8 protein-coding genes are annotated in these 7,644 nt (G+C 44.1%); 6 read left to right on the forward strand and 2 right to left on the reverse strand.

The window, feature by feature from the left end; translation table 11 throughout:
• Positions 1–25 precede the first annotated feature (25 nt).
• The 3 genes from tuf to RMO27_RS14105 all read left to right on the forward strand — a co-directional run bounded on the left by tuf (position 26) and on the right by RMO27_RS14105 (position 2,361).
• Complete coding sequence (gene tuf / locus RMO27_RS14095) at positions 26–1,255, forward strand: elongation factor Tu (protein ID WP_309733561.1); 1,230 nt, start codon at positions 26–28, stop codon at positions 1,253–1,255.
• Between the two features lie 118 nt (positions 1,256–1,373).
• Positions 1,374–1,691, forward strand: a complete 318-nt coding sequence (gene rpsJ / locus RMO27_RS14100) for a 30S ribosomal protein S10 (RefSeq protein ID WP_366944870.1) — start codon at positions 1,374–1,376, stop codon at positions 1,689–1,691.
• Positions 1,692–1,791: 100 nt separating this feature from the next.
• Positions 1,792–2,361, forward strand: coding sequence for a Uma2 family endonuclease (locus tag RMO27_RS14105; protein WP_309733551.1), 570 nt, complete (start codon positions 1,792–1,794; stop codon positions 2,359–2,361).
• A gap of 21 nt (positions 2,362–2,382) precedes the next feature.
• Here the strand turns inward: RMO27_RS14105 and RMO27_RS14110 are convergent, their stop codons facing one another.
• A complete protein-coding gene (locus tag RMO27_RS14110; RefSeq protein ID WP_309733553.1) occupies positions 2,383–2,973 on the reverse strand; it encodes a hypothetical protein in 591 nt (196 codons plus the stop codon).
• Positions 2,974–3,154: 181 nt separating this feature from the next.
• On the opposite strand from RMO27_RS14110, the gene RMO27_RS14115 reads away from it, so the two are divergent.
• A complete protein-coding gene (locus tag RMO27_RS14115) occupies positions 3,155–3,796 on the forward strand; it encodes an LON peptidase substrate-binding domain-containing protein (RefSeq protein ID WP_309733555.1) in 642 nt (213 codons plus the stop codon).
• Between the two features lie 220 nt (positions 3,797–4,016).
• Positions 4,017–5,807, forward strand: a complete 1,791-nt coding sequence (locus RMO27_RS14120) for an AIPR family protein (RefSeq protein ID WP_309733557.1) — start codon at positions 4,017–4,019, stop codon at positions 5,805–5,807.
• 43 nt (positions 5,808–5,850) lie between these two features.
• On the opposite strand, the gene RMO27_RS14125 is transcribed toward RMO27_RS14120, so the two are convergent.
• Positions 5,851–6,801, reverse strand: coding sequence for a diacylglycerol kinase family lipid kinase (locus RMO27_RS14125; RefSeq protein WP_309733558.1), 951 nt, complete (start codon positions 6,799–6,801; stop codon positions 5,851–5,853).
• Positions 6,802–6,923: 122 nt separating this feature from the next.
• On the opposite strand from RMO27_RS14125, the gene RMO27_RS14130 reads away from it, so the two are divergent.
• A partial coding sequence (locus RMO27_RS14130; protein WP_309733560.1) for a glycine--tRNA ligase subunit beta occupies positions 6,924–7,644 on the forward strand: 721 nt, incomplete at its 3' end.

Below are 7,644 nucleotides of genomic sequence, written 5' to 3' on the forward strand. Positions count from 1 at the left end.
AAAAGAGGAATACAGGAAATTATTCATGGCACGCGCTAAGTTTGAAAGAAATAAGCCCCACGTTAACATCGGTACAGTCGGTCACGTTGACCACGGTAAAACTACCCTGACCGCAGCAATCACCATGTCCCTAGCGGCAATTGGTGCAGCTAAGGCACGTAAATATGACGAAATCGATGCTGCTCCTGAAGAAAAAGCGCGTGGGATCACCATCAATACCGCACACGTAGAGTACGAAACGGTAACTCGTCACTACGCACACGTAGACTGTCCCGGACACGCTGACTATGTGAAAAACATGATCACTGGTGCGGCGCAAATGGACGGCGGTATTCTCGTCGTATCTGCTGCTGATGGTCCCATGCCGCAGACCCGCGAACACATCCTCTTGGCCAAACAAGTTGGTGTACCTCGTCTAGTCGTGTTCATGAACAAGACTGACTTAGTTGACGATGAAGAGCTACTCGAACTCGTCGAAATGGAAATCCGCGAACTGCTCACTTCCTACGACTTCGATGGCGATAATCTGCCAATCGTTTCTGGTTCTGCTGTCAAAGCCGTCGAGCAAATGATCGCCAATCCTAAAACAATCCAAGGTGAGAATCCCTGGGTAGACAAAATTTACGAGCTGATGGCAGCAGTAGATGACTACATCCCCACTCCAGAGCGGGAAATCGACAAACCCTTCTTGATGGCTGTTGAGGACGTATTCTCGATCACTGGTCGTGGTACAGTAGCTACCGGACGGATCGAACGTGGAAAAGTCAAAGTCGGCGAAAACGTCGAAATCGTCGGGATTAAAGATACCCGTAGCACCACCATCACTGGTGTGGAAATGTTCCAAAAATCCCTCGATGAAGGTCTGGCTGGAGACAACGTCGGCGTACTGATGCGCGGTATCCAAAAAGCCGACATCGAACGCGGGATGGTGATTGCCAAACCGGGCAGTATCAAGCCACACACCATCTTTGAAGGTGAAGTCTACGTACTCACCGACAAAGAAGGTGGTCGCAAGACGCCATTCTTCCCTGGCTATCGCCCTCAGTTCTACGTGCGGACAACCGACGTAACTGGCAACATCCAAGCCTTTACTGCCGATGACGGTAGTGCTGCTGAGATGGTCATGCCTGGAGATCGGGTCAAAATGACTGTAGAGCTGATCAACCCAGTCGCGATCGAACAAGGAATGCGTTTTGCAATCCGTGAAGGCGGTCGGACAATCGGAGCTGGTGTAGTAGCCAAAATTATCAAATAGGTTAATTACCTAAATTAAAGATAGAGATATACACCGTGTGTATCTCTATCTTTGTGTCTGATGAATTATTAATTCATCAATTACTTTTCGTACCTTGACAACCCAAACCTAAAAAATTATGGCAACCATCGCTCAGCAAAAAATTCGGATTCGCCTCAAAGCATTCGATCGCCGTTTATTAGACACCTCCTGCGATAAAATTGTGGAAACTGCCAACAGAACTGGCGCAACGGCGATCGGGCCGATTCCCCTACCAACTCGCCGCCGGATTTATTGTGTCTTGCGATCGCCTCACGTTGATAAAGATTCCCGCGAACACTTTGAAACCCGTACCCATCGTCGCATCATCGACATCAAAGATCCTTCAGCTAAAACGATCGATGCCTTAATGAAATTAGATCTACCAGCAGGTGTAGATATCGAAGTAAAACTCTAGATATTGAGCTACTAACTTATTTTCAAAAGTCCTCAAGTGAGGACTTTTTTGTAGATGTTGTTATGATGAAAATTAAGTTGCGTTACTAGAGATAGATCGTATGGTTAATACTCAAATCCGTCAGCTCACCACTGCTGAATATTATGGAATGATCGAAAGTGGTATTATCCGTGAAGGTGAACGGGTAGAGCTGATTTTAGGACAAATTTTTACGATGGCGGCAAAAGGCACTCGACACACAGTCACTACTACCAAATTACTGAAGACATTACTGACGCTAGTTGGAGATGGGGCAATTGTGCGCTGTCAAGATCCGATTACATTACCCAATAACAGCGAACCCGAGCCAGATATTGTCATTGCCAGATTACGATCAGATGATTATATTAACAGTCATCCATCGCCTGCAGATATTATTTTAGTCATTGAAGTTGCCGAATCGACAATTAAATTCGACCGAGACACCAAAGCACCACTCTACGCTGCTACTGGAATTAATGAATATTGGATTGTTAATTTGATTGACAATCGCTTAGAAATATACCGTCAGCCTGAAGGTAATATTTATACTAGCGTGCAAATCGTTATGCCGCCGCGATCGATTAATTTACCTGGATTTTCTGAGATCGCACTCAATATTAGCGATCTATTCCCTGCACAAAAAGCTTGAAATAACTACGCTAACTTAGATTTATCCAATCGATTTGAGATTCAAACCCAAAAAATCTCGAATCTTTTGAGCTTCAGCGTCAACCTCTAAGATATCGCCACAGTAATATGGGCTAGGTAGGTAGATATCATCACCATTGTGTTGCTTTAATACAATAATATAATTAGCATTTCCATGCTGTTTTTCAACTAAAATTTTCCTGATAATTGAAAGATCGTATTCTTTGAAATGATGCTTCTTAAATAAAGTAAAGTATCTTTCGACTTGCAGTGAATTTGTATCGAGATCGAATATTGCGATATGGTCGTGGGTGAAAGCGATCGCGCAAAAGCAGAAGATCGCGTAGGTGAGAATCCCAATCGTCGGATTGTGATGTTGCTGAGATGGTACTAATAGCGAACGCAGTATTCCGGTAATAATCCAGAAAGCTGTAGTTCCAGCAATTGTCAGACTGACCTCTTGCATTTTGCCATCTTTTTTACATACTAGTTTTCGCGCAGAAGGTTGAATAATTTTCACGATCGCAGTTCTAGAAAATAGTTGGTTGTTGATGCTACTCTCGATCGTCAGTTTGTATGAGTGACGATCGAGCTGATGCCGAGCCGAGGGCATAAATTGTGCAGACTATCGATTTCAGTATGCCCACCTGTCGATTGGAAGCTACCAGCAGACTCAGCTTGTTGCTATCTACAAACAGAGATCGTCTATATTTTTGCTGAGAAGGGAGTAGCACTTATGCGGTTAGATCCGTTAACCTTATAATAAGAACCCATGCTTTAGCTCCAATCCGCAAATGGCACCATCTTCTTCAATCGCCGTGAGAGAACTTCCTCTATTCCCGCTCCCCGAACTGGTGTTATTTCCTGGCCGCCCACTACCGCTGCATATTTTTGAGTTTCGCTATCGGATCATGATGAATACCATTATGAATAGCGACCGCAGGTTTGGGGTACTGATGTGGGATCCCGTGCGCGGACAACCAGCAGATATCGGTTGTTGTGCGGAGATCGTCCATTTTCAGCAGTTACCAGACGATCGGATGAAAGTTTTGACAATGGGACAACAGCGGTTTCGAGTGCTCGAATACGTCCGCGAGAAGCCCTATCGAGTGGGTTTAGTCGAGTGGATCGAAGACCGTCCCACCGAAGCAGATTTACGCCCCTTAGCGACCGATGTCGAGCGACTCCTGCGTGATGTCGTGCATCTGTCAGGGAAATTAACAGAGCAACCAGTCGAGTTGCCAGATAATCTACCAGAACTCCCGATCGAACTATCCTATTGGGTTGCCAGTCACCTTTATGGTGTTGCTGCCGAACAACAAGCTTTGCTGGAAATGCAAGATACTACCACCAGGCTCGATCGAGAAGTCGAGATTCTGACCTCTACTCGCAATCATTTAGCCGCCAGAACGGCACTTAAAGACGCTTTGCCATAACTAACAGTTGACAGCTTAACCTGTAGAGGATGGGCATGAATCACCCCCCTACAGGTTGAAGTTATTGCGAGGAAATCAAATAGGATTGCGATAGTTGACAGCATTGTTAGTAGAACAGGGATTTAGACCGCGTCTCGATCGCGATCCGAAACACGATCTTCTAACCCAAATTCTGCTGTTGTGATTGCATTAGCAATAACTTCAAACAAATCAGATTAAGATGGATAACCAACAATTATTTATAGATGGGTATTTAAATAGAATATCCGAGCAGTTTAACGTAAAGAAAGATATAGCTTTTGAAATATTCTCAATTGCAGCAATTACAGAGCGTCCATTTCAAGAAGTGTATGACGACATCCAAATCAGGCAAAAGTCAGATGGCGGCGAAGATATCAAGGGCAAAGACGGCGGAATAGATGGTGCTGTATTCATCGAGCAGGGTGGATACTATACATTAATGGTATTTCAGTGTAAAAATAGTCGAGGTTTAAAGCCAAACGAACTTGACAAATTCCGCCACGATGTAGACGATATTTTTACGCATGGATTAACTAAACTAAATACAGAATTACTTCAGCCTAAAATCAATGAATATCAGCAGCTAACAAAAGATGGCTTTATTGTCGAAATCAAATATTATTTTGTCTATGCTGGTTCTAATAAAGATCCTAATTATGCAGCCAACAGTCAAAATTACAAAGCTTATCATAAGCCTGATGAATATGAAATTTGGGATGCAGAAGCAATTTATGAAAAAATTAGTCAACTAATTAAAGCTCAAGCTAACCGCAAAAATATTAAGTTCACCTTCAATCCCCAGATTTCAAATATTATTACGTCCGATCGACAAGGACAAGGATTGTATACTTATTCTGTGGGGAATGTCAGAGCCGCAAACTTTCGGATTGAAGCAGATGAACTATGTCGGTTGGTCGAACAGGAACTATCTACTAATAATACTTTTGAGTTTCTTTTTTCTGATAATATTCGTTCTTTTCTGGGGTTTAAAGTCAGACCCAATCAAAGAATGAAAGAAACATTGACCGATCCAGATTCAGCAATCTATTTTCCGTTGCTTAACAACGGGGTGACAATTATATGTGAAAGAATGGAGATTCCATCTACCTTGCAAAGTGGTAAATACATTTTGCCAACCTATAATCCGATTGTTGTGAATGGATTGCAAACTACCCGCGTCATCTATGAAGTTCTGAAGGAAAGCAAACGCAAAGGAATTGATAAGCTTCAAAATGTTTTCGTAAATGTACGACTGTATGAAACCAGCGATGTTGGGATAGTTGAAAAAATCACGGATGCTACTAATACCCAAACACCCATATCTTATAAAGATAAGGTTAGCAATAAAGACTTTAATCTATATGCAAAAGAAGTGTTTGCGAACAAAGGAGTCGCATATATAACCAAGCGCGGTGAAGTTTTCTCAAATCAGCTTAGTAAGCAGTTAAAATCTACCATCGAAAGCGATACACTGTTGCGGTTTTGGTATTCAACTTTCTACGAGCAGCCAGAAGTAGCAAAGAATAGTGTGTATGAAGTTATGGAAGCTATCTTTGATGCTACCAATAATAATATTCATCCATTACACAAATTGTTTAATGGTCAGAATGATTCTTCTGTATATCAGCAATTAATCTATGCTTATACGATTTATCGCTATGTTCAGAGTCAGAAAGAGCCTCAACAAAAGACGAAAGAATATATTAGTCATGCTACTGAATTAATCGCATATGGTATTTACAAGTATTTGGAAAGCGATCTGACAAACATTGATAGTTCCGACAAGCTAGCAGAAGCATACCAATTCGCGGTCGATATTGTAGACCAGATTGTCGGAGCACAGATAGAATTGTATCAGCAGCAAGATAAATCTTTTTCTTATAGTGGCTATTTTCGGAAGCCAAAGTGTAGATTTGAGTATAATCTTAAAGCTGGCATTGTCGATGATGACTCAATCGTTAAAAAAATATCGAACATTTTCCCACGATAACAATAGGCAGCCAAAGATCGAGATTCAATTTAGACAAATGCTTCTAAGCCGAACCCTCAACCGATCGCCACAACGATCGATCGGCATTTGGCGGTACCATAATCCACAGACTATCGGGCACGACTCGAAAGCTCATCGGGGTTGTGCCTAGATAATCTCCATCTACCTGCACGGGTAGAGCCTTACCGCGCTTGCGGCGAATTTCAACTTGTTTGGCTTGATAGTATTTTACCTGCGGATCGCGGTTGTAGTGACGAGCGAAGATCGAAATCAATCGACGCGGTGCTGATAACATATCGCGTCCTTTGATCACGCAGACATCAAGCAACCCATCATCGATCGTCGCATGGGCGGTAAACTTGATCGCACCACCATAGAGTTGACTGTTGCCGACGATCACCATCAGGATTTTGCCGCGCACCCGTTTGCCGTCGATCCGGAGTTTGAGCCGAACGCCCCGAAAATTCCACGCAATTTGGATGGCTTGCTTGACATAAGCGATCGCGCCAAATAATTTCTTCTCTTCCGAGCGGACAGTCGCAGTGACAGCCGCATCAAACCCAATGCCAGCCATCAGCAGGAAATAGCGATTTCCGGCCATGCCTACGTCAATTTTGGTCAATTCGGATTTGGCGAGAATTTCGGCGGCTTTGAGCATATCCATCGATAAACCCATTTCCCGCGCCCAAATATTGACGGTACCGAGTGGTAGCACGCCCAAGGCGGTTTCCGTTCCCACCAAGCCATTCATCACTTCATTCACCGTGCCATCGCCACCGGCAGCAACTACGGCATTGTAACCAGATCGAGCGGCGATTTGGGCTTTGCTAGTAGCATCGCCAGGAGCGGTAGTCGCGGCGATTTGGACTTGCCAGCCGAGATCGCGCCACAAATTGGCGACTCGATCGAGTGTCTGCTTGAGATCGGGCGATTGTCCGGCTGCGGGGTTATAGACAATGAGGACTTGAAGATTGGGTGGGATATTAGCACGCATTGAGGAAGTTTTTTTAACCGCCGAGGCACAGAGGACGCAGAGGTTAGATAATAGAGACGTTTGGATTGACGATCGAGTTTCTATTAAATCTGATTTGTAGCTGTAATTATTAATTGTTCGATATGTCTGATTTTTTGTTAGAAGTTGGTACTGAAGATTTACCCGCAGGCTTTGTCAGCGATGCGATTCGCCAGTGGGAGCAGATGATTCCGGCGAGTTTGGCAGATGCGGCGTTGAGTCCAGAGCGCATTCAGATCTATGCTACCCCACGTCGTCTATCGGCAATTGTTACCAATTTACCAGATCGTCAGCTCGATCGGGTGGAAGAAATCAAAGGCCCTCCAGCCGCAGCCGCTTATAAAGATGGACAGCCGACGCCAGCAGCAGTAGGGTTTGCCAAGAAGCAAGGGGTGGATGTCTCTAGTCTAGAACTACGTCCGACGGATAAAGGCGAGTTTATTTTTATTACTAAAACGATCGCGGGGCGAGATACGCGCGAGATTTTGACTGAGTTAATCCCCCAGTGGATTTTCAAACTAGAAGGCAAACGCTTGATGCGGTGGGCGAATGGGGAGCTGAAGTTTCCACGTCCGATTCGCTGGTTGGTAACATTGTGGAATGAAGATATTTTACCGATTGAGATCGTCAATGGTGATGATGTAGTTACCAGCGATCGAATTTCGCAAACCCATCGAGTCCTCCATCCTGCACCAGTTTCCGTCGTTTCAGCCGCCCAGTATTTAAAAACCTTGGCAGATGGATATGTAAATGTAGAACAAAACCAACGTAAAGCCGATATCCAGCAACAGATTCAAGCTGCTGCGACGAAAATGGGCGGAGTTG

The organism is Chamaesiphon sp. OTE_75_metabat_556 (assembly GCF_031378165.1).
Lineage (GTDB): Bacteria > Cyanobacteriota > Cyanobacteriia > Cyanobacteriales > Chamaesiphonaceae > Chamaesiphon.